Raw genomic sequence first — 21,666 nt, forward strand, 5'->3', positions numbered from 1 at the left:
GTGACTAATTATTACAAAGTTGGAAAAATCGTCAATACTCACGGAATTCGCGGTGAAGTCCGCGTGATTTCTACGACTGATTTTACGGAGGAACGTTACCAAGTAGGGGAGCAGCTTTTCTTATTTCGCGAGAAGCAAGATGTTCTTCCACTAACCATCGCAAGTTATCGCCGACATAAAAATTTTGATTTGCTTAGCTTTGAAGGCTATCCAAATATCAATGATGTTGAATCCTTTCGCGACGGCATTCTGAAAATCTCAGAAAAACAGCTGAGTGAATTGGATGAACATGAATATTACTACCATGAGATCATCGGATTAACGGTTGTAGATGAAGACGATAAGGAAATCGGCAAGATTACGGAAATTTTATCTCCTGGAGCCAATGATGTCTGGGTAGTTAAGCGTAAAGGGCAAAAAGATGCATTAATTCCTTACATCGAATCAGTCGTTAAAGACATTGATTTAACGGAAGGAATCGTCCATGTTGAAATACCAGAAGGGTTGTTGGATGATGCGAATTGATGTATTGACACTTTTTCCAAAAATGGTTGAAGGTCCGCTGGGAGAATCAATCATCGGCAAGGCCATTGAGAAAGGGTTACTGGAAATCAATGTCCATGATTTTCGAGCGTATTCGGGGAATAAACATATGCAAGTCGACGATTATCCATATGGCGGAGGCGCAGGTATGCTGCTGAAGGTACAGCCTATCTATGATAATTTAAAGGCGATTGAAGAGGAAACCGGTGAGCAGAAAAAAAGAGTTATTTTACTTGATCCTGCCGGAAAACCTTTCAATCAAAAAATGGCGGAGGAATTTTCACAGGAGGAGCAATTAGTCTTCATTTGCGGACATTATGAAGGCTATGATGAGCGGATTCGCTCGCTAGTAACTGATGAGGTTTCACTAGGCGATTATGTTTTAACCGGCGGTGAACTTGGTGCTGTTGTAATGATCGATGCAACTGTTCGCCTGTTACCAGAAGTGTTAGGCAATCAGATTTCGGCTAAAACAGATTCTCACTCTACAGGTTTGCTGGAGCATCCGCAATATACGCGACCAGCTGAATTTGCGGGGATGAAAGTTCCAGAAGTTTTAATGAACGGCAATCATCGTTTGATTGAGGCATGGCAATTAAAAGAATCACTGCGCCGTACCTATTTGCGTCGACCAGATATGTTGGAAAAATTAGAATTGACTCCTGAGATGGAAAAATTTTTAGCAGAGATTAAACAAGAAGAACAATAGTGTATGTCGAGCCCTTTTATATCAAGGGCTCTTTTAGTGGTTTGATTAAATGCGGTTAAATCAGCTTTGTTACGTTACGTAACTATTTTGCTACAAAGAGTTTCTTCCCATAACCGACTGATTAATTGTATGATTGAATCAGAAAAGGTAGTGGGGGGAAAGCAGATGCTTAGTGGAGAAAAAATTAGACGACTGCGATTAGAGCAAGAGTCATCGCAAAAGGATTTGGCAGAAAAACTAGAGGTATCAAGACAGGCGATTGCCAAATGGGAGACCAACCGCGGAATTCCAGATATCGATAATTTAAAGAGAATTGCCCAGCTTTTTCAAGTGAGCATTGATTATTTAGTTAACGATCAGGAACCAATTGATAATCACTTAATCAAACTAGCAATTGATCGCTCGAATTATACAAAGCCTAAAGGAAATGCTTTGTTGGAAGATCAAATCGTATTAGAAAAATTTCCGAACGCAGAAACAATCTGTGAGTTATACCGTAAAAGAAAAATGTCGAATAAAGAAAAGATTGTCGACTTCTTACTGCTTCCGGGTATCCATGAAGTGGAGGATCATTGGCGTGATCCTAGCAAATACTATTTAATTAAAGAAAAGGGAATCTATTATTTGATCAATATCACTCAAAATGAGCTTCTTACCCGCAGATTGACAATTGATGTTAGTGAAGACAGCTTTGATTTTGCGGAGAATCACTTCATCAAAACACGTCGGAAATTGAAATAATCATCTTCTGACAAGAATTTTATCTTTACAGATAGAAGTTCCTCTGTTAGAATATTCAGGTGAGTGTAAAGCTCATCTATTATACGATATTCCGCTGGGACAGGTGGTCCTATGAATGTTTGGAATAAGGAGAATGATAAAGATGAATCCATTGATTCAAGAACTAACTCAAGAACAATTACGTACTGATATCCCAGCATTCCGTCCTGGGGACACTGTTCGTGTTCACGCGAAAGTTGTCGAAGGAACTCGCGAACGTATTCAGTTATTCGAAGGCGTTGTTATCAAACGTCGTGGAGCTGGCATCAGCGAAACTTACACAGTACGTAAAATCTCTAACGGTGTTGGTGTGGAACGTACTTTCCCACTACACACTCCACGTGTTGCGAAAATCGAAGTTGTTCGTTATGGTAAAGTGCGTCGTGCAAAACTTTACTATCTACGTGCATTACACGGAAAAGCAGCTCGTATCAAAGAAATTAGAAGATAGTCCATTCAGAGATTGTCTGTCGAAGCAAAACTTGCGAAATCCCTTGTATATCAAGGGATTTTTCTTTTACCCTTTTGACTAAAAAATCGTTTTTTAGGTGCTTTTACCCTAGATTGCCTCAAATTGTCCCACTTTGACTACCTATGCAGTCAAAAATGGGGGATTTTTAGGTAGTCAGCTGACTACGAAAGTCATACCTAAAATACCAAAACGATGCTCGAATTGGTTAAGTTTGAAATCTGGTTTAACCAAACCGAGAAAAATACCAAAACAGGTAATGACTATAGTCAAAAGGTACAAAGTCGCAATTTCTATAAATACTTTTATGGAGAGTTTGTTATGACAGTTAAAGACAATCGAATTATGTGGAAGAAAAAAAGTAATCTATTTTTGTTGAACACAATCGAAAATTTCTTGACTAAATATGAAATTAAGACAGTTCGACAATATCAAAAAGAGCTTGGCGAACACCCAAAGGAAGCGCCTAGTCTTTGGTTCATCAACGATACTTTTGGTTCTTGGGACAAGTTGCAATTGGAGTTAGGAAAGAAGCCTTATGACAGATACAGATGGGATAGATTGCCTGACCAAGAACTTTTTAACTTGGTTGAAGATTTCATAATAGAAAATGATATTAAGTCCTATCGACAATATGAGAAATTGAAAGTAAATAGTGATTTACCCTCTATCTCTACTTTAAAAAAACGATTTTTGAATCTTGATATTTTCTTTAAAGCAAAGAGAGAAAAAGAAAATACCCGTAGCGATTTTGAATTGTTGTCAGCATTGAGAGATGAGATTATTCGATTGAAATTAGAGAGTAGCTTATCAAGAACGGCTTTTGAAAAATCTTTTAATCGAAACAATGTTCCAGCACCTCAAGTTCTCATGAGAAGAATGAACAAAACATGGGAGCAGCTATTAAAAGAAATAGGCTTTGATTATCGAGAGGTCAAACTCGATAAGTTATCTAAGAATCTTAAAAATCAAAATTGAATAGGTACTCTATTAAAGGATCAGAAAAACAATCTGGTCCTTTTTTTGTGTTTTGAAGGGAGTAGAGAAATATTCTAGTAAAAATTCGTTTTCCGCCTTAACGACATTTTAATATCAAGGATAAAAAATCGAGAGGAGAAAAAAATGAATACATCAAAAATAAAAAATTGGCGAGTAGCTGTGGTTGTGTTTACGATCATTCAACTACTCGCTTCTTTTGTTTCCCCGATACTTGCTCATGCGGATATTAATCATCCTGAACAAGTATCGATTGAATATGGCGTTGGAACCGACTATCGCTTCAAAGGAAAGAAAGCTAACGGTGAAAACTTTGAAACAATTTCTTCTCCATTAACGGCGGTCAGTGGAGGAAATCGAACACCTGTCTTTTGTATTGAACCAGGTGTTCCAATTAACGGACCATCGAGTGGTGGATACGTGAAGAATCCACTACCGAATATGTCGCAAAAGGCAAAATTAGTTTCTGCTTTATGGAATCAAGCGGGAAACAACACGGATTATCAAATGGCAGCCCAAGCAATGGTTTGGGAAGAAGTGAACCATTATACCACTGCGGAAATTACAGATTTGAGTTCAGGGCGTGTGATTGATTTAAGTGGCATTAAAGCGAAAATCAATCAAGCCATTGCGGATTACCAAAAGAAACCAAGCTTTGATCAAACCACTGCGGAAGTGACTTTAGGCAAATCTATTACATTAACTGACCAAAACAATAGCCAGTTAGCTAGCTTTGACCATGTGGTGAAGAATACTGCCAATGTGAACTATCAGCTAAATGGCAACAACCTCATCATCACACCAAAAGCGGATTCCAATGAAAGTGGCGAATTAGTTTTTGAGAAGTCCATTCATGCCGGTACACCAGTTGCCTATAAGAAAGCGGGTGAACAAACAGTAATGGCTGGTGCGATTGACCAGACGAATCTATACATCGTGAAAATCAAAGTTCAAAAGAATGGTGACTTGAAAATCGTGAAACGAGATAAGGAATCCGGAGCGTTAGTGCCAAACACTGTCTTCCAATTAGATTTTCAAGGAAAGTTGCCAAATAAAGAAGTGACGACAGGTAGTGATGGTTCGGCGACTTTAAAAACCATTCCTCATGGGACAGAAGTCATCATTACTGAAAAATCAGTACCGGCACCTTATGTCATTGATCAAACACCAATGAAAGCCACAATTAAGGCTGGTGAAACCATCGAAGTGACTTCACGAAACCTACGAGCGAAAGGACAAATTATCGTCGATAAAGTCGGCAAAGAGACGGGAACGAATCTCTGGAATGAACACTATTCCTTAGCAGGCAATCAGTTCGAGATTCATAAAGATAAATCAGATGGTGCGATTGTTCAAACGATTGTAACCAACGAAAAAGGTCATGCCGAAACACCCAAATCACAAGGGGAAGCCTTAGAGTTAGGCACCTATTATGTCATTGAAAGTAAAGCCAGTAATGGTTTTGTGAATACTTTTGAACCAATCAAAGTGGACTTAACTTATGAAAACCAAACCGTGCCATTGGTCATCCAATCTGTAAAAGGATCGAATCAAGAAGTAACAGGTGAAGCAATTCTAACTAAAGTCGATAAGGAGACTGAAGAAGAAACACAAGGTTCGGCGACGTTTGAAAGCGCAGAATACACGCTTTATTACGGTGAAGATATCGGAACTCACAAACTAGGTTCGCCAGTGAAATGGATGGATAACTTCAAGCCAACTGTAATAAAAGGAACGAAATCCAAAACGCCAGTTTCAAAAGATGCCGTGACCTTAGTGATTGATAAAAATCGGCAAGTGAGTGTGGGACATCTTGCCGTGGGAAAATATTTCTGGCTAGAAACCAAAGCACCAGTTGGTTATACAGAAGATCAAACCAAACACACCTTTGAAATTAAGAAAAAGGATGATGCCCCGTCAAATGCGATTGTAACCGAAGCTGTCACAGGCAACGAACAAGTCATTCGCTTTGGTTTTGATTTTTTCAAATTCGCTCAGTCAAGTAACGGTTCCGCAGGTAGTGGTTTCAATGACCTAGAGTTTAAGCTAACGCCATTAGAAGGCACGAAGGAAATCACTGGCGCAGAAGATACGGCAACCACTCATTACCATGAAGGACTTGGCTTTGATGGCTATGGGAAATTTGAACAGATTCCGATTGGGGATTATCTCTTTGAAGAAGTTGAAGCACCGAACGGCTTTCAAAAAATTCAACCGCTAGAAATTCATAGTCGCTTTGAGGAAAACAAATCGGATTATCGTAAGAGTCAGTATATCTTCACCATCACGGAAGTGGATCAAAAGGAACCGATTAAGACTGTCAAAGTCCCTTATGAAAAACTAACAGACAAAACCTTTACTGTCAGTCTGAACCGATTGCTGTTGTATGATCTGCCCGAAGAAAAAAATCAAATTACTTCCCTTGCCACATGGGAAGATGGCGAAAAAGTTTTGGAATCCTTGGATAAAACGAAAGCTATGGATACCGTCAGCTACAAGTTAACCCAAACAAAAAAAGATTGGTTCTTAGTTTCCCAAGTGGTAGATGTAGATGCCACACAGAAAGCTTTGGAGAAAGATAAAAAATCGGAACCAGTCCTAATTTCTGAACAATGCCATACACTAGAAAATGAAACCAAAGAAGGCAGTTGGGAAATCAAGCAGGAATTGGAGCCGTCAAAATTAAAAGGAAAAAATTTTGTGCTGTTCAATTTCCTTTATGCTTCTGAAAAAGCCTATAAAGATGGCGAAGACCCTGTCGCACTGGATAATCGTTTAGACAATCAAGCGCAAATGTTAAAGGTGGATTTGAAAAATTCAGTAGCGATTAAAACAAAAGCGCATTTGAAAGATGGGAGCAATACTTTTACCTATGGGGATGTCGTTGATATGTACGATGACGTGGAAATCACTCACAGTGAATTGGATGGCGCCAAAGAAGCATTTGAAACAATTCTAGTGGCGCTATTCCCTGATGGTAAGAGTGAAGAGATTTGGAAGTCTGGACTCATTGATTATGTGGTGGAGGATGACCTCTTCACCAAAACCATCGTGACGGAAAAGGTAGACACTGGAAAATATCCAAAAGGCACCAAGTTCACGTTTAAAGAAATCAATTACGATCAAGAAGGTGAAATCAATGCCAAGCACAACGAGGACTTACAAGAAAAAGATCAAACACTCTATCCCAAAGAAGTTGAACAACCGGAAACTCCCGAAACGCCAGATGTACCACAAGAGAAGTCGTTGCCGCAAACAGGGGAACAAGTAAACTCGTTATTCTTAGTGGTAGGAACGGTTCTGATTTTGGTAGCAGGAATGGTTTATCTGATGAAGAAACCTACTAAGTAAGTGAAGCCAATGAATCAAAATCAGCTGATACGAGCACCAACATGAAGAGTGGAAATCCAATCAACTAAAAAGAAAAGAGGAAATGAAATGGAACTAAAATATGTTGTCCCAAACATGAAAGAAACATTTGGCAATTTAGAATATGCTGGTGAAGGAAAAGTGACCCAACGCCGCATCAATGGTCGTTTAGCCGTGGTGAATCGCAGCTACAATCTCTATTCTGACAAACAGCGAGCAGATGATATCGTGGTGGTCTTACCAGAAAGTGCTGGTGAAAAACATTTCGATTCAGAAACACCTATCAAGTTGATTAATCCACGAATTACGGCAGAAGGCTATAAAATTGCCGAGCGTGGATTTACCAACTATATTCTAAACGCCGATGATATGGTGAAAGCCTAAGAAGGAGGAAATAAGAAATGAGATTAGCAGAAGGTATTGTGATTGATAAAGAGAAAACGTTTGGTGTTTTGAAGTTTTCAGCGCTACGTCGTGAGGTTCGTCAGACCAACGAGGATGGCACAGTCAGTGATATCGTTAAGGAACGAACCTATGATTTGAAATCATTGGGACAAGGGAGAATGATTCAAGTCAGTATTCCAGCCAATGTGCCACTACGAGAATTCGACTATAATGCCATAGTAGAAATCGTTAATCCAGTAGCGGATACAGTTGCCAATGCCACATTCCAAGGGGCAGATGTTGATTGGTATGTGAAGGCTGATGATTTGGTGTTGAAGAAAACAGGAAATCAACAACAAATGCCAAAGCAAAATAATCAACCAAAATAAAACGTCAAAACTGAAAACTAGATGGACTCAAAATCAGAAACCACGATTTTGAGTCTTTTTTTATTGGAGGAAACGTATGTTTAAAAACAAAGGACACCGAATTCGAGCGGGAGATAAACACTTAGTAGTGACCACTTATTCAAGCATCACAATTGGTTTATTCCTCATTCTTTTTTTTGGAATTTATGGGAAATCAATTTTTTATCAAAGCTTTAATGCCATTGTCTTGACTGACAAGAGCCTTTTAATCGCACCGTCCTTTTATCTCTTTCTATTCGTTTGGCTAGTAATCGCACTGTTCGTTTTTTACTGGTTGCGATTCAAACAGATGGATTTCTATAAGCAACTTCTTCATCGGCAAAAAATGGCGCAAATGATTTTAGAGAATCGCTGGTATGAATCTGAATCAGTTTCTGTAGAAGGTTTCTTTAAAGATCTTTCTCCTTCCAAGTCAAAAGAACGGATTCTGTATTTTCCTAAAATTTATTATCGTGTGGAAGATGGGCTGATTCATATCCTAGTGGAAATCTGTATGGGGCAATACCAAGACCAATTGTTAAAGCTAGAGAAAAAATTAGAGAGTGGTTTGTATTGTGAGTTGGTGGATAAGGAACTGAAAGAAGGTTTTGTGGAGTATGTCTTGTTCTACGATATGATTGCCAATCGGTTGTCTATTGAAGAATGCGAGTCTAAGCCAGGTGCCTTACAACTAATGAAAAATATTTGGTGGGCGTACGATCAATTACCTCATATGTTGATTGCTGGTGGGACCGGTAGTGGAAAGTCGTACTTCATTTTGACGTTGATCGAGCATCTTTTAAAAACGGAAGCCACTTTGCATATTCTTGACCCGAAGAACGCCGACTTAGCAGACCTTGCCACTGTCTTACCAGATGTGTATTCCAATAAAGAGGAAATCATGACGTGCATTGATTACTTTTACGAGCGCATGATGGCACGAAATGAAAGTATCAAACAATTACCCAATTATCGCACGGGTGAAAATTATGCCTATGTTGGATTGCATCCGGAGTTCTTGATTTTTGACGAATACGTGGCGTTTATGGAACTTTTGAATACAAAAGAAACCGTTGCAGTATTAAGCAAGCTGAAACAAATTGTCATGTTGGGTCGTCAGTCTGGTTTCTTTTTAATCTTAGCTTGTCAGCGACCGGATGCGAAATATCTTGGGGATGGAATCCGAGATCAATTCAATTTTCGGGTAGCACTAGGACGTATGAGTGAGCTTGGGTACACGATGATGTTTGGTGAGACCAACAAAGATTTTTTCTTAAAACGAATCAAAGGTCGTGGCTATGTGGACGTGGGGACAAGTGTGATTAGTGAGTTTTATACGCCACTTGTACCGAAAGGACATGATTTTTTAGCCGTGATTCATGCGTTGTATCAAGCGAGAAAAGAAGAACAATTCATTGAAATAAATGAAAAGGAAGAAGAACAATGACATTTTTAGATTTATTTGCGGGTATCGGTGGTTTTCGCTTAGGTTTGGAACAGGCAGGTCACGAGTGTCTTGGCTTTTGTGAGATTGATGCCTTTGCCAGAAAAAGCTATAAAGCCATCCATGATACCAGAGGGGAGGTGGAATGGCATGACATCACCACCGTTACAACTGACACTCTTCAACGAATGCGACAGCCCGATATACTCGTTGGTGGGTTTCCGTGCCAAAGTTTCAGCGTTGCGGGAAAAAGACGAGGTTTTGCCGATACTCGAGGAACTTTATTCTTTGAGATTGCACGCTTGGCATCTGTACTCCGACCTCGGCTTCTATTCCTTGAAAATGTCCGAGGACTCCTCCATCACAACCGAGGGGATACGTTCGAGACAATCTTGCGAACCTTGGATGGATTGGGGTATGACTTGGAATGGCAAGTGCTTAACTCTAAAGACTACCTTCCCCAAAATTGAGAGCGGGTTTTCATTATCGGACATGCTCGAGGAACAAGTTTCACCCAAGTATTTCCTTTCCAAAGAGAAGGCAGCAACTTTCTTGATTCAGAAAAAACAGCGTTAGGAATTCAAACGTTAGGAAATATCAATCCATCTGGAAATGGGATGAGTGGCAAAGTCTATCATCCAGAAGCGTTATCGCCAACGCTAATGACAGGCTCAGAAGTAAAAATTGCGATTCCTAATAAGCGTAGTGAGAATGGCTTAATCGTAGCCGGTAGTCTTGAAGGGAAATATGCGCAAAGCAATCGTGTATTTCGCAAAGAGGGGAATGCCCCAACACTAACCACCAAATCAGATGGGGTAAATATTTTAGTGAAGGAAGCCACCAGAAAAGGTTACCAAGAAGCTAAACCGGGGGACTCTATCAATCTTTCCCATCCAACTTCTGAAACTAGGCGAGGCCGCGTGGGAAAACAACTAGCCAATACATTATTAACCAGTGAAGAACAAGCCGTTGTTACAAAGGACCTTCAAATCAGAAGACTCACCGCAAAAGAATGTTGGCGTCTCCAAGGGTTTCCTGATTGGACCTATGAACGAGCAGCCAAAGTCAATTCAGAGCATCAACTATATAAAAAAGCTGGCAATTCTGTAACTGTTCCGGTTATTTATGACATTGCTAGACGTTTAAACTGAAAGAAGGGCTATTTTATGGCGTTTGATGAAGTCATTTACACGATTTCCTCGATCATTCGACAATCGAAGGACGAAGAATTAAAAGAGAATCTGATGACGTTAAATTGGGAAGTGAAAAAGAATGGGATTCCTACGTCTTCAGAGAATGAAACAGAAATCGCACGTTCTCTTTCAACGTTCATTCAAGACCTTGAACGATTGTCAGAACAAGCCAAAGATTATTCTGACCGCATTCATCTTAATGAGTTGAAAGAAGAGTTGTTGTCGGATGGCATCGAAGTATCTTAACACTCAATGGCTCCCTCCGCTGGCGGCTGCGGAGCTAATGCCGTCAGTGGAGGAGAAGCCGATTGGAAAGTGTTCTTTGCTTTCCAATCTTTTGTGCCCCCGTTATCTAACAGGGGGGCACAAAAACAGTAAAAACTACCCACTAAACCGCCTCGATACTAGATGAGAGTAAGGAAACAAGCAATAGAAACAACCTGTCAACTTTTTGTGAAAAGTTGACATCAGATTGGAGGGATAACTTTTGAGTGCAGTCTTTAACTACCAAAGACTAAAAGAAACACGAGTAGACTACGGCATTTCGCAAAATCAATTGGCTGTTACTTGTGGAATTTCACGACAATACCTCAATAGCATTGAAACAGGCCGCAAGATTCCTTCACAGTCTTTAGCGATTTATTTGTACGATACGCTGGAACGATTCAATCCTGATTTACCACTAACCTTACTGATTGACTATGTACGGATTCGTTTTCCAACCACCAACGCTAAGAAAATCATTGAGAAAATCTTGCGCTTGAAATTTAGCTACATGTTAAACGAAGAGTACGCTTTTTATGGCTACCAAGAACAATTTGTTATGGGAGACATTGTTGTGATGCTTTCCAATGATGAAGAGAAGGGAGTCTTGTTAGAACTGAAAGGGCGTGGCTGTCGTCAATTTGAAAGTTTTCTATTAGCACAATCTCGAAGCTGGTATGATTTTTTCATTGATTGTTTGGCGGTCGGTGGTGTGATGAAACGCTTGGACTTAGCCATTAATGATCGAACAGGAATTTTGGACATTCGAGAATTGACGAAAAAATGTCAAAATGAAGAATGTATTTCATTGTTTCGAAGCTTCAAAAGCTATGGCTCTGGTGAATTGGTTCGGAAACAGGAAAAGGAAGGCATGGGGGAAACCCTTTATATCGGAAGTGTGAAAAGCGAAGTGTACTTTTGCCTGTATCAGAAGGATTATGAACAACTGATGAAGTTAGGCATTCCACTAGAAGATGCCGAAATCAAGAATCGGTTCGAAATTCGTTTAAAAAATGAACGGGCGTTGTTTGCGGTACGAGATTTGATTCGTTATCGCGATGTGGAACGAACGGCATTTTCGATTATCAATCGTTACCTTCGCTTTGCGGAAAAAGATGAAACGAAGCGGCGAAGTCAGTGGAAGACCAATGAACGTTGGGCGTGGTTTATTGGAAAAAATCGACAAGAGCTACGCTTAACCACTGAACCAGAACCTTATGCGTTAGAACGAACGATTCGTTGGCTTGGTCGACAAGTCGCACCAACGTTGAAGATGGCGCAAATCTTAGACAAAATCAACGACACGACCATTATTAAGGACATTATCGAGCGAGCAGAATTAAGTAAACGGCACAAAAAAATTATTGAGCAACAAGTCGCAGGGATTGAGAATTTAATTGTTATACCTAACACAAGAGAGGATGGATGCACATGAATTTCGGACAGAATTTGTTTAACTGGTTTACCACCAATGCTCAGTCGCTTGTCTTATTAGCGATTGCGATTATTGGTGTTTTTCTTGGATTCAAACGAGAGTTTTCCAAGTTGATTGGCTTTTTGATTATTGCAGCGATTGCTGTTGGGTTGGTCTTTAATACGGCAGGGGTGAAAGATGTGTTACTACAACTGTTTAATCGGATTATTGGTGCCTAATAAAAAGGAAATTTAGTTATGATATACTCAGATAAAACGCTATCGGAGGGAAATCATGGCTAAATCCAAAAGAAAAAAAGCATCATCGGAAAAAATTATTCCTTTACTTTACAAGAGTATGCTGCAAGAAAAAAATGGTGGAAAATTCAAAAAGACCCTATTTCATATTCACACACCTGCTTCACATGATTATATCTTGATTGATGAGCATACTCAAAAAGAGTTAGGGATAAATAAAGTGGAGTGTTGGACTGAATTTTCTGATGACGAAATGTTAAAAATTCTCAATTATCAGAATGTATCAATTTTTGAAGATCATGATATAACTGATTTTAGTCAAATGCTTACCAAAAAGTTTTTTGACGTAAATGAATTGTTAGCATACCTGATTTTAGGACATTGTTTACTGAAAGAAAAAATTGAATTTTGTATCGTCACCGATCATAATTGTTTAGATGGATTTAATAAATTAGATGAAGCCATTAATATCCTTTTGAGACAACGAGCTGATTATGAAGTGAAAACAAGAATTGAATTAGGGATAGAAATATCTTGTTCGGATAAAAATCATATCGTTGCAATCCTGGATAAACGGAACAAGCAACAAATTAGAAAATTGTCATTCTGGATAGAAGATAATGTTTTGTCCTCAAAGGATGGTACGATGAGAACTTCATTCGATGTTTTCAAGAAAATGAAAGAAATCGGGGCTATTAGTTACATTGCTCACATTAATTCTTCAAATATTTTCGATAAAAATTACCTATCTGGCACCTATAAGAAAGAATTATTCAACTCGAATCTATTTAATATAATTGGAATCACCGATGTTAGGCAAATCGACTCAATTAAAAAGAACTTGACTACCTATACGAAAAGAAAGTTTGATTTCGTTATTGATAACGATGCGCATTGTATTAACGATATAAGAACTAAATTCTTCTATATAAAAGGAGATAAGCTCAATTTTACAACACTCCAATCAGCTTTAAAAGATTTTGCTTTATCTATTTGTTATGAATTGGTTGAAGAACCAAAACAATTTATTAAGGCTCTGTATGTTGATGGAAACGAGTTCCTCCGAGGTAAAGAACAGGATTATTTAATTGTCAATTTTTCGAGTCAAATGAATTCAATTATAGGTGGCAGAGGTACTGGTAAAAGTACTCTTTTGAATGTATTAGGTTTTCTAGCTTCTCAATATGCAGAAACTAAACTTGATTTAGAAAAAATTTTAGCTCAAGGAACAAGTTGTATGGTTTACCATTATGATTATACAGATTATTATGTTTTTCTTCATTCGACAAATGAAGAAAATAATAAAATTTTTGTGGAAAATTACTTTAACCAAACGCAAAATTATCTTCAAAACACAGAAGAGGATGAAGAAAAAACAAGAAAAACAGCGATTAGCGATAGAATTCAAGTATTCACTTATGACGGGAAAACTATCAGAATACCACGTAACCAAACGGAAATTTTGAAGAATATTCTCACTCGTAAATTTACTATTAATGATTTGGTCCGCATCGCTGGCAGTGAGTATGAGCTAACTGAATTTTTTAATAAAATGTTGTTCGAAAATAAGGATATCAGAAACCGACAAAATTATTATAAATATGGGAACGGATTTGAGGGGCTGTTTAAAAAATACTCTCAAAAGGAAGATATATTAACTAGAAGAAAAGAACAGGTCAATAATTTGATTTACCCTTTTAATAAGACTGAGTTAGGCAAATTGCGTGTAACCTTTTCACAAAAAAATATTGACGATAACTATTTTAATTGGACGGCTGCATTAGGCATTACAAGATATGCAAGAAGCAACTATTTTAAAAAGTATGCAGTTCTTTATAGTGATATAGTTGATTACTTGGCTTCTATATCAAAAAAAGTAGGCGGTTCTATTGAACTACTCCGTCTCTTTCATAATGAAGAGTTTGAAAAAATAATCAACATTGTTCCTATCAGAAAGCTTTTTGTTGAAGCAAGCAAAGAAACGACTGATTTAGAGTTGAAGTTCCTCAAAAATGGAGAAGAAATTTTGGAATTTTATCATATTTTGAGAAATGCTCTTATTACTAAAGCTTGTGAAAAATATGCGAAAGATTTTTTAACTAATTACTTCAGGAATAGTGAGAATTTCTCTTTAGAGTTCAATATCAATAATAAAGAATCTATTGAGACTAGAGCCGTTGATTATAGAGATATATCGACTCTCTCTTTGGGACAGAAAGTAGTAGCAGTTTTATCCTTTCTTTTATCTTATAGTGAATATACTAATGATTATTCGCCGTTCATTGTAGATCAACCTGAAGACAATCTAGATAATCCATATATTTACAAAAACTTAGTAACGGACCTCAGAAAACTGAAGGCAAAACGACAAATTATTCTAGCCACGCACAATTCTACAATTGTAATGAATAGTGGAACTGAACAGGTTATTGTTATGGAATCAAATAATAAAAATGGTTGGTGTGAAACGAGTGGCTACGTATCTAACCCAAGAATTGTAAATCATGTTTTAAATATCTTAGAAGGTGGGAAAAAAGCCTTCTCAGATAAATTCTATTTGTATAGAGAAAAACTTTCGAATAACTTACCAGAAATTACTTCTGATTACCTGCCTGCTAGGGATAATGAACAAAATATTTTAGATTGCATTCGTGAAATTCTGTACTCTAATGTTTCTTTGCAAGATCAAGATAAAATAAATGATATATTAGATGAACTAGGGAAATTACTGTGAGGGATAGTTAAAATTACTATCCTTTTTTATTTGGAGGTGAAAAAATGGCAGAAATGCGTGTCTATATCGCAAATCTCAAAAAATACAACGAAGGCGAACTCGTGGGCGCTTGGTTCACGCCACCTATTGATGAAGATGAAATGGCAGAACGAATTGGGCTGAATGAATCCTATGAAGAATATGCCATTCATGATGCAGAGTTACCTTTTGAGGTTAACGAATACACGTCCATTAGTGAACTTAACCGCTTATGTGAAATGGTCATGGAGCTAGAGGGTTCGCCTATCTATGATGAACTCAAAGAAATTCAAGGTATGTGGTTTAGTTCTCTTGAAGATTTACTTGAACATCAAGAGGATATCATCTGTTACTCGGATTGCGATTCGATGGAAGATGTCGCTCGTTATTTCGTAGAAGAAACTGGACAACTTGGAGAAATACCAAGTAATTTACAAAACTATATCGACTACCAAGCACTTGGTCGGGATAGGGAAATTGAGGGGAACTTCCTTGTAACTTCTCATGGGATATTTGAATATATTGGATAAGGAAATCAGGCAGATCAATCATGGTCTGCCTTTTTTCATTTTTAGGAGGAAAACATGTACAACTACATCATCAAAAATCTAGAACGTCTGGAAACAGAAATCGACAACATACTGTCCTTTCAAAATCAGAAAAACTTATTGAAACACACGCTGTTTACAAAAATCATAGAAGATGCCAAAGAAAATGTCGGACAAATCACGCCAGAAAATTTGTTTGACCCACAACGATATGGTGTGTGGTTTCATTCTAAGTCGTACCCAGCTTTTGCTTCAAATACAGCTCGTTACGACACCTATGTTGGCTATTTTTGCCAACTAGCAGATAACCGCAGAGATGTACTCATCACACTAGAATAGGAGGACCTATGAAAAAAATTAGAAGCTATACCAGTATTTGGAATGTAGAAAAAGTCATCTACGCCATTAATGATTTACAGTTACCTTTTCCGATTACCTTTACACAAATGACGTGGTTTGTGTTGACCTTGTTTCTCGTCATTTTCTTAGCCAATGTCCCCCCACTTTCTTTCATCAATGGTGCCTTATTGAAGTATTTAGGCATACCGGGGTTTATCGCGTGGTTTATGTCGCAAAAGTCTTTTGATGGAAAGAAACCAGTTGGCTTTGTCCGTTCGATTTATCGCTACTATACGGAACCAAAAGTCACTTATGCCGAGAAAAAAGTCAGTGAACAGCGAATAATTATCCAACCAAGCATCACGTATGTAAGGAGTGAAGTGCTGTGAAATACCCGATTAAATATATTGAAAACAACTTAGTCTTTAATGAGGACGGGGAATGTTGGGCGTATTACGAATTAATCCCTTACAACTATTCCTTTCTAAGCCCCGATGAAAAACTGAAAGTCCATGATAACTTTCGTCAGTTAGTCGCACAATATCGAGAGGGGAAAATTCATGCGCTACAACTAAGTACCGAATCCAGTATCAAAGAAGTCCAAGAGCGCTCCAAAGCAACCGTCAAAGGAAAATTAAAAGCAGCAGCCATCCAACATATTGACGGGCAGACGGAAGCTTTGGTCGAATTGATTGGCGAACATCAAGTGGATTACCGATTTTTCATTGGGTTTAAATTATTACTGACCGACCACGAAGTCAACTTAAAGACTATTTGGAATGAGTTTGTATTAGGCATTCAAGATTTTGTTCATGGCGTTAATACCAAACTCATGGGAGATTTTGTTCAACTTCCCGCCAGTGAAGTGTCTCGTTTTCAAAAATTGGAACAGCTACTGGAAAACAAATTATTGCGCCGTTTCAACTTCCGTCCATTAACCAAAGATGATTTTGGATATTTGCTCGAACATTTACATGGCAATGATGACATGGCGTATGAAGAGTATTCTTTTCATTTGCCAAGTGAAGAGGTGGAAGGTAATAAACGTATCAAACGCTACGACTTGATTAAACCCACTCGTTGTTTGATTGAACAAAAACAACGTTACTTGAAAATCACCAATGAAGACAAGGAACTCTTTGTGGCTTACTTTACGATTAACTCGATTGTCGGTGAGTTGGAATTCCCTCAAAGTGAACTCTTTTATTACCAGCAACAACAATTTTCTTTTCCTATTGATACCTCCATGAATATTGAAGTCGTCCCGAATCGGAAAGCTTTGACGACAGTTCGCAATAAGAAAAAGGAACTCAAAGATTTAGATAATCACGCATGGGAAAGCGAGAATGAAACGGCAAACAATGTGGTGGAAGCTTTGGATTCCGTCAATGAATTAGAGTCTACGTTAGATCAAACCAAAGAATCCATGTATAAATTAAGCTACGTTATTCGAGTGACAGCACCAAGTTTGGATGAATTGAAAAAGCGGTGCAATGAAGTTCGTGATTTCTACGATGATTTTAACGTGAAGTTGGTCCGTCCATTCGGTGATATGTTGGGATTGCATAGCGAGTTTATCCCTTCTGCCAAACGATTTATGAATGACTATGTTCAGTATGTGACCAGTGATTTTATTTCCTCTCTGGGTTTTGGCGCAACCCAAAATCTTGGCGAACGGGAAGGCATTTATGTCGGCTTCAATGTGGATACAGGGAGAAATGTTTTTATCAAACCCGATTTGGCAGCACAAGGTATCAAAGGTACCACTACCAATGCACTAGCGGCAGCCTTCTTAGGAAGTTTAGGTGGTGGGAAGTCCTTTTCCAATAATCTGTTGGTTTACTATGCGGTACTTTTCGGTGGAAAAGCAGTCATTCTTGATCCAAAGTCGGAGCGAGGAAATTGGCAAGAAGATTTGTTTCATATTGAAGAAGAGGTCAATATTATCAATCTAACTAGTGAGGAAAAGAATCGAGGCTTGCTTGATCCATTCGTCATTTTGAAAAATGTCAAAGATTCGGAAAGTTTAGCGATTGATACCTTAACTTTTCTAACAGGGATTTCTTCTCGTGATGGCGAGCGATTCCCGACTTTACGAAAAGCGATTCGAACCGTGGCGCAATCAGAACAACGAGGCTTACTGCGAGTGATTGATGAACTACGACTGGAAGATTCCGCAATTTCTAATTCTATCGCCGACCATATTGAATCATTTGTGGATTACGATTTCGCTCAACTATTGTTTAGTGATGGCCAAGTTGAGAATACCATCAGCTTGGATAAACTACTAAATGTGATTCAAGTGGCGGATTTAGTTTTGCCAGATGCCAATACCACGATGGAAGAATACACGACAATGGAAATGTTAAGTGTGTCCATGTTAATGGTCATTAGTACCTTCGCTTTGGATTTTATTCACTCAGATACGTCAATTTTTAAAATCGTTGACTTAGATGAAGCTTGGAGTTTCCTTCAAGTTGCGCAAGGAAAAACATTATCGATGAAGTTAGTTCGTGAAGGACGTGCCATGAATGCCGGTGTATACTTCGTGACGCAGAACGCCAATGACCTGTTAGACGAAAAGATGAAAAATAATATCGGCATGAAGTTTGCTTTTCGTTCCACGGATATTAATGAAATCAAAAATACATTGGAATTCTTTAGCTTGGATAAGGAAGATGAAGGGAATCAAAATCGCTTGCGTAATTTGGAAAATGGGCAAGCCCTATTCCAAGATATTTGGGGGCATACAGGAGTGATTCAATTTGATTATATTTTTGAACACTTATTTGAAGCTTTTGATACTCGACCACCGATTCATGCTGGGGGTGATTAAGTTGAATAAGAAGAAAGTCTTTAAGGTACTGATGATTTTAGTCGGTATCTTTTTTCTTTTGTCTGTGCTGTCTACTTCAGTGAATGCGGTGGGTTTGATTGATGAAACGATTGATGCCAGTAAGAACTATTCCAAGTATCCCGTTGATAATTATCAGTTGGACTATTTTGTGGATTCCAGTTGGGATTGGTTACCTTGGAATTGGGGTGATGGCATTGGAAAATCCGTGATGTATGGGATTTACGCCCTTACCAATTTACTCTGGTTGTTTAGTATTTATTTGTCCAACGCCACAGGTTATTTGGTTGGAGAAGCTTATTCCTTAGATTTCATCAGTGACACTACCGAAGCCATTGGGCGAAATATCCAAACACTAGCAGGGATTAATGAACATGGGTTTATGAATCAGGGATTCTATCCGGGTTTGTTGCTTTTGTTGGTTCTGGTCTTAGGAATTTATGTGGCGTACACAGGATTAGTGAAGCGAGAAACTACAAAAGCCGTCAGTGCCGTAGTTAGCTTCTTAACGATTTTTCTATTGTCGTCATCCTTTATTGCCTATTCCACCAGCTACGTTCGGCGAATCAATGAATTTAGTTCGGATATTAGTAATGCGGCATTAACAATTGGCTCAAAAATGACCGTGCAAGATTCAGGAAACAGTAGAAAAAGTAGTGTGGATGCGATTCGAGATTCCTTGTTTGAAATTCAAGTGAAGCAACCATGGATGATTTTACAGTATGGGGATTCTAATCTTGAAGCCGTGGGAAAAGAGAGGGTAGAAGAATTGGAAAAGACAAGTCCTTTTCAAAACAAAGGAAAAGATCGCACGGAAATCATCAAAAAGGAAATCAATGACCTAGAGAATGACAATATGACCATCACTAAGACCGTGACACGAATAGGCGTGACGATTTTTATCATCTTGTTTAATCTCTTCATTTCAATTTTCGTCTTTATTCTGACAGGCATCATGATTTTCTCGCAAGTCCTGTTTATTATCTTTGCGGTGTTTCTGCCGATAAGTTTTCTCTTATCCATGATTCCTACCTTCAATCATCTAATGAAAAAGACGATTATGCGTTTGTTTAATGTCATTATGATGCGAGCGGGAATCACCCTCGTATTGACCTTAGCTTTTTCGCTTTCTGCCATGGTTTATGGTTTAACGGCATCACAACCATTCTTTATCGTGGCGTTTATGCAAATTGTGATTTTCGCAGGTATCTTCTTTAGACTCAATGACTTAATGGGGATGATGGCGTTAACCAGTGCGGATTCACAAAATGTCGGTAGTCGTGTGATGCGCAGACCACGACGGATAGCTAATCGAGCAATGCGGAGAATGACTGTTGGTGGATTGTTGCTAAAAGGCTTGGGACATAATCGTAGTAACTCCAAGAAAACAGGAGGGGACGGTAAGAGTAATTCCGATAATAAACAGACAACCTCTTCAAGCAACCGTCAAAAACAGACGGAAACCAAAGAGGCTACTGAGAAGAATAAGCAGAAACATTTAGACAAACCAAAGGAGAAAAACAATCAGCTTGATCCAAGAAAATCTGATGAAAAGCAACAAAAAAAGAAGAACGAATCCAAACAAAAAAATCCTAGTCAAAAGAAATACGGAACACCTAAGAAAAAGGAAAAGAAACGAAGAGAAACTCGAAAACGAACATTAGGTCAACGGAAGCAATCGGTATTATCGCCAACACCAAAACGACCGAGCCATTCCAACCAAGGAAAGACTTTAAATCATCCACCTAAAAGGCTGATACCAAAAAATCATGAAAATCCTTCGTTCCATCGAAAACAAGAGCGCCAACTTCAAAATGGTGAAACCCTCAATCGAAAACTTTATGCAAAACGAACGATTGAAGAAAAACGACAAGAGAAAAGTAAAGAAGTTAAGGAACTACGTGGCAAAGGAATGAAGCGCCGATGAAGACAATGCTTAAGCTTTCAGCGCCAGTGATTGGCTTATTCGGATTGTTATTCTGTTTCTTATTCGGCGTCATCTTAACAGGAGAAGAAGATCAAAGTGCCTCTTCTTCTGTTGAGGTAGGATTAAATCTTTCCCCAGAAGTGTTGAAGCACCAAGCAATGGTAGAAAAATATTGCAAAGAGTTTGGCATTCCAGAGCATGTCAAAACCATTCTTGCCATTATACAAGTAGAAAGTGGTGGAACGGCAGAAGACGTGATGCAAAGTTCGGAGAGCTTAGGCTTGTCACCCAATTCACTAAGTACCGAAGCTTCCATTAAACAAGGTTGCAAATATTTTTCTGAGTTGATTCAAGGGATTAAGGCACATGGATGTGATGAAAATACTGCGATACAATCCTATAATTTTGGCGGCGGTTTCATCAATTATGTGGCAAGTCATGGCAAAAAATATTCTTATGAACTGGCCGAAAGTTTTTCCAAAGAAAAAGCGGGTGGGAAGAAAGCTGATTATCCCAATCCGATTGCCATTCCTATCAATGGCGGTTGGCGTTATGCTTATGGAAATCAATTTTACGTGAAACTAGTCGAACAATATTTAGCCAGCACACCAACTAAATTTGATGATGAAACTGTGCAAAAAATTATGGATGAAGCGCTGAAATATCAAGGTTTCCCTTATTGTTTTGGTGGCAGTTCGCCGCAGACTTCATTTGATTGTAGTGGGTTGATTCAATGGTGTTTTGCCAAAGTGGGGATTAATTTACCAAGAACAGCACAAGCACAATACAACGTGACCAAACACTTGTCATTAAGTGAAGCCAAACCAGGAGATCTGGTGTTTTTCCATTCCACCTATTCTACGGCGGATTTTGTGACACACATTGGGATTTATGTAGGGAATAATCGTATGTACCATGCCGGATCCCCGATTGGCTATACGGATTTAACCGATTCATATTGGCAAGCTCATTTGATTGGAGCAGGCAGAGTCAACTAACGAAAGGAAATGAGTAAAG

19 protein-coding genes and 1 pseudogene are annotated in these 21,666 nt (G+C 38.6%); all 20 read left to right on the top strand.

What is annotated here, in order from left to right:
• The 20 genes and pseudogenes from rimM to IGI52_RS01610 all read left to right on the top strand — a co-directional run bounded on the left by rimM (window position 1) and on the right by IGI52_RS01610 (window position 21,647).
• On the top strand, window positions 1-525 hold the full coding sequence (rimM, locus tag IGI52_RS01515; RefSeq protein WP_271817799.1) for a ribosome maturation factor RimM: 525 nt from the start codon (window positions 1-3) through the stop codon (window positions 523-525).
• Window positions 512-1,252, top strand: a complete 741-nt coding sequence (gene trmD / locus IGI52_RS01520) for a tRNA (guanosine(37)-N1)-methyltransferase TrmD (protein ID WP_102872674.1) — start codon at window positions 512-514, stop codon at window positions 1,250-1,252. The genes rimM and trmD overlap by 14 nt, the downstream gene beginning before the upstream one ends.
• Before the next feature lie 165 nt (window positions 1,253-1,417).
• A complete protein-coding gene (locus tag IGI52_RS01525; protein ID WP_438780209.1) occupies window positions 1,418-1,993 on the top strand; it encodes a helix-turn-helix domain-containing protein in 576 nt (191 codons plus the stop codon).
• Window positions 1,994-2,135: 142 nt separating this feature from the next.
• Window positions 2,136-2,483 carry a 50S ribosomal protein L19 gene (gene rplS / locus IGI52_RS01530; RefSeq protein WP_010746105.1) on the top strand — a complete coding sequence of 116 codons (348 nt, stop codon included), beginning with the start codon at window positions 2,136-2,138 and terminating at the stop codon, window positions 2,481-2,483.
• A 339-nt stretch (window positions 2,484-2,822) separates the two neighbouring features.
• A complete protein-coding gene (locus tag IGI52_RS01535) occupies window positions 2,823-3,479 on the top strand; it encodes a hypothetical protein (RefSeq protein WP_438780210.1) in 657 nt (218 codons plus the stop codon).
• Between the two features lie 144 nt (window positions 3,480-3,623).
• On the top strand, window positions 3,624-6,848 hold the full coding sequence (ecbA, locus tag IGI52_RS01540) for an MSCRAMM family collagen-binding adhesin EcbA (protein WP_438780211.1): 3,225 nt from the start codon (window positions 3,624-3,626) through the stop codon (window positions 6,846-6,848).
• Between the two features lie 87 nt (window positions 6,849-6,935).
• The gene (locus tag IGI52_RS01545) at window positions 6,936-7,250 is read left to right on the top strand and encodes a YdcP family protein (RefSeq protein WP_438780212.1); all 315 of its coding nucleotides are present in this window, start codon (window positions 6,936-6,938) and stop codon (window positions 7,248-7,250) included.
• 17 nt (window positions 7,251-7,267) lie between these two features.
• Window positions 7,268-7,639: a YdcP family protein gene (locus IGI52_RS01550; RefSeq protein ID WP_438780213.1), complete on the top strand. Its 372-nt coding sequence runs from the start codon at window positions 7,268-7,270 to the stop codon at window positions 7,637-7,639.
• Window positions 7,640-7,715: 76 nt separating this feature from the next.
• A complete protein-coding gene (locus IGI52_RS01555) occupies window positions 7,716-9,104 on the top strand; it encodes an FtsK/SpoIIIE domain-containing protein (protein ID WP_438780214.1) in 1,389 nt (462 codons plus the stop codon).
• Window positions 9,101-10,252 (top strand): annotated as a pseudogene (locus IGI52_RS01560) (DNA cytosine methyltransferase). The gene IGI52_RS01555 and the pseudogene IGI52_RS01560 overlap by 4 nt, the downstream one beginning before the upstream one ends.
• A 15-nt stretch (window positions 10,253-10,267) precedes the next feature.
• Window positions 10,268-10,540 (top strand): hypothetical protein, encoded by a 273-nt coding sequence (locus IGI52_RS01565; protein WP_438780215.1) that lies wholly within the window; start codon window positions 10,268-10,270, stop codon window positions 10,538-10,540.
• Window positions 10,541-10,781: 241 nt separating this feature from the next.
• Window positions 10,782-11,993, top strand: coding sequence for a MobT family relaxase (mobT, locus tag IGI52_RS01570; RefSeq protein ID WP_438780216.1), 1,212 nt, complete (start codon window positions 10,782-10,784; stop codon window positions 11,991-11,993).
• Window positions 11,990-12,211 (top strand): hypothetical protein, encoded by a 222-nt coding sequence (locus IGI52_RS01575; RefSeq protein WP_002333934.1) that lies wholly within the window; start codon window positions 11,990-11,992, stop codon window positions 12,209-12,211. The genes mobT and IGI52_RS01575 overlap by 4 nt, the downstream gene beginning before the upstream one ends.
• A gap of 55 nt (window positions 12,212-12,266) precedes the next feature.
• Window positions 12,267-14,963 carry a Spaf_1101 family AAA-like ATPase gene (locus tag IGI52_RS01580; RefSeq protein ID WP_438780217.1) on the top strand — a complete coding sequence of 899 codons (2,697 nt, stop codon included), beginning with the start codon at window positions 12,267-12,269 and terminating at the stop codon, window positions 14,961-14,963.
• Between the two features lie 44 nt (window positions 14,964-15,007).
• The gene (locus tag IGI52_RS01585; RefSeq protein WP_438780218.1) at window positions 15,008-15,511 is read left to right on the top strand and encodes an antirestriction protein ArdA; all 504 of its coding nucleotides are present in this window, start codon (window positions 15,008-15,010) and stop codon (window positions 15,509-15,511) included.
• 54 nt (window positions 15,512-15,565) lie between these two features.
• Window positions 15,566-15,868, top strand: coding sequence for a hypothetical protein (locus tag IGI52_RS01590; RefSeq protein WP_438780219.1), 303 nt, complete (start codon window positions 15,566-15,568; stop codon window positions 15,866-15,868).
• 8 nt (window positions 15,869-15,876) lie between these two features.
• Window positions 15,877-16,257 (top strand): conjugal transfer protein, encoded by a 381-nt coding sequence (locus tag IGI52_RS01595; RefSeq protein ID WP_438780220.1) that lies wholly within the window; start codon window positions 15,877-15,879, stop codon window positions 16,255-16,257.
• Entirely contained in the window at window positions 16,254-18,704 is a 2,451-nt protein-coding gene (locus IGI52_RS01600; protein ID WP_438780221.1) for an ATP-binding protein, read from the top strand. Before IGI52_RS01595 ends, IGI52_RS01600 begins: the two co-directional genes overlap by 4 nt.
• Entirely contained in the window at window positions 18,697-20,649 is a 1,953-nt protein-coding gene (locus tag IGI52_RS01605) for a CD3337/EF1877 family mobilome membrane protein (RefSeq protein WP_438782208.1), read from the top strand. Before IGI52_RS01600 ends, IGI52_RS01605 begins: the two co-directional genes overlap by 8 nt.
• Window positions 20,646-21,647: a bifunctional lytic transglycosylase/C40 family peptidase gene (locus tag IGI52_RS01610; protein WP_438780222.1), complete on the top strand. Its 1,002-nt coding sequence runs from the start codon at window positions 20,646-20,648 to the stop codon at window positions 21,645-21,647. Before IGI52_RS01605 ends, IGI52_RS01610 begins: the two co-directional genes overlap by 4 nt.
• Window positions 21,648-21,666 lie beyond the last annotated feature (19 nt).

This window comes from Enterococcus sp. DIV0187 (assembly GCF_051713785.1).
GTDB classification, from domain to species: Bacteria; Bacillota; Bacilli; order Lactobacillales; family Enterococcaceae; genus Enterococcus_A; species Enterococcus_A avium.